This window comes from Marilutibacter maris, assembly GCF_006546735.2.
GTDB lineage: Bacteria > Pseudomonadota > Gammaproteobacteria > Xanthomonadales > Xanthomonadaceae > Marilutibacter > Marilutibacter maris.
This window is the reverse complement of sequence record NZ_VICD02000137.1, coordinates 1-1,867: the sequence shown is the minus strand read 5'-3', so window position 1 is coordinate 1,867 and position 1,867 is coordinate 1. Positions and strand designations below refer to the sequence as shown.

The 1,867-nt window shown below is 73.1% G+C and carries 3 protein-coding genes; 2 read left to right on the top strand and 1 reads right to left on the bottom strand.

Annotated features, from left to right (window positions below):
* On the bottom strand, positions 1 to 425 hold a 425-nt coding region (locus FKV24_RS19565; protein WP_211371828.1), incomplete at its 3' end, for a hypothetical protein.
* Between FKV24_RS19565 and FKV24_RS19560 the strand changes: the two genes are divergently transcribed.
* Together FKV24_RS19560 and FKV24_RS08845 are read left to right on the top strand one after the other, a co-directional pair.
* Positions 424 to 729 (top strand): hypothetical protein, encoded by a 306-nt coding sequence (locus tag FKV24_RS19560; RefSeq protein ID WP_211371827.1) that lies wholly within the window; start codon positions 424 to 426, stop codon positions 727 to 729. The genes FKV24_RS19565 and FKV24_RS19560 overlap by 2 nt on opposite strands.
* A gap of 48 nt (positions 730 to 777) precedes the next feature.
* A partial coding sequence (locus tag FKV24_RS08845) for a PDZ domain-containing protein (protein WP_141482119.1) occupies positions 778 to 1,867 on the top strand: 1,090 nt, incomplete at its 3' end.

The window sequence follows — 1,867 nt, the reverse complement described above, 5'->3', positions numbered from 1 at the left end:
TCGGCACCCGACCCGGTGCGGACGCCACCACCGCACACCGGCAGCGTGGCTGCCAACAGCGTGGCTGCCGATCCGACGTCGGCATCCGCGACGGCGGACGAACCGATGACCGGTCCGCGGCACGCGCAGGCCGCGACGGCCGCCGCGACGACACCGGCGATTGCCGCCACCGACCCGTCCGTCACCGACGACGCGCGGACCGCCGACAGGCGCCCTAGCGACACCGATGCCGCCGCCCCGACCTCGACGGCATCGACGCCGATGGCGACGGCCCCCGATCGCGCCCCGACGATCGCTCCGGCCCCGCAACCCGACGGCACCCGGATCGCGGTCGCCGACCGGGCCGACCGGCGCCCGCTCTCCGACGCTGCAACCGCGACCGCAACAACGGCCGCAACAACGGCCACAACCAGTGCCACCGACATGGGCGCCGACGACGCTGTCGCGCGCCTGGAAGCGGAATCCGCGCGCCTGGAAGCGCTGATCGCGATCGCCCGCGACGACAACGTCGGCAGCGCGGCGGCGACCGTGCTGACCGCCTCGCTCGATGAGCGCATCGGCCGGATCGACGGCGCCCTCTCGCAACCCGGACTGGATCGCGACAGCCGGCTGCGGCTCTGGCGCTCCCGTGTCGATGCCCTGCACGAACTGGCCGGGGTCGAAACCACCCAGCGCTGGCTGTCGGCGCGCGGCGAATCCTGGGACGCCGCCCTGGTCCAGGTCGACTGACCCCCGCCCTTCCCCCTGCAACAGCATTCCAACGATGAAGAGGACGCCATGAAAACCATTTCCCCCCGAGTACTCGCGCTGGCCTGCGCCGCGGCCCTGGTGGTCGGCCTGGGTCCGGTTCTGGCGGCCGATGGCGACGCCGCCAAGGCTCGCGAACTCGACGCCGCGCGTGCCGAGCTCGATCGTGCCGCGCGCCGGGTGGCCGAGCTTTCCCGTGAACTGGGCCGCCCACATGCGGCATCACGGATGATCGAACATCGCATCGCCCGTCGCCCGGTGCTGGGCGTGGTGCTGGCCGCGGACCCGGACCGCGGCACCCGCATCGCCGCGGTCACCCCCGGCAGCGCCGCCTCCAGCGCGGGGCTGCGCGGCGGCGACCGGTTGATCAGTGTCGATGGCGCCGCGATCGCCGGCACCGACGGCGAGGACCGCCTTGCCAGCGCGCGCGAGTTGTTGTCGGACCTGTCCACCGACACCGCGGTGACGATCGGCTACATGCGCGACGGCAAGCGTGCCGAAGCGAAGGTCACGCCACAGGTGAACGAACGGGTGATGGTGTTCCGGAGCCTGGACGACGGCACCCGGCTGGCGCGGGGCGGGGTGCGGATGCTGCGGGACGGGGACGGCCTGGTGACGATCGAGGCCGACGGCATCGAGCACCTGCGGCCGGGCATCGGCCACCGCGTGCTGCGCGGCCACGACGGGGCCATGATCGAACTCGACGACGAGGCCCTCGACTTCGACATCGACCGGGTCGAGGACATGGCGATCGCGCCCCAGGTCCGGACCCAGGTGATCCGGCTCGGCCGCGAGGCCTGCAAGGATGGGCACTGCGCCGCCCCCGCGCTGCTGGAGGCGTTCCGCTGGAACGGCCTGAACCTGGCGTCGGTGGACAAGGACCTGGGCCGCTACTTCGGCACCGACACCGGCGTGCTGGTGCTGAGCACCGGTCCCGAACTGGCCGGGCTGCAGGCCGGCGACGTGATCCGCAAGGTCGACGGCAACGCCGTGACCACACCGCGCGAAGCGATGGCGGCATTGCGCGGCAAGGCCTCCGGCGAAAGGGTCGCGGTCGAGTACCTGCGCGATCGCCGCGCCGCGACCGCCCAGGTCACCGTGCCCGAGCCGCGGGTGTTGA

Bases quoted from the DNA above. Each gene is read 5' to 3' on its own strand.
- FKV24_RS19560 (WP_211371827.1), top strand. From the start codon at position 424: ATGGGCGCCGACGACGCTGTCGCGCGCCTGGAAGCGGAATCCGCGCGC.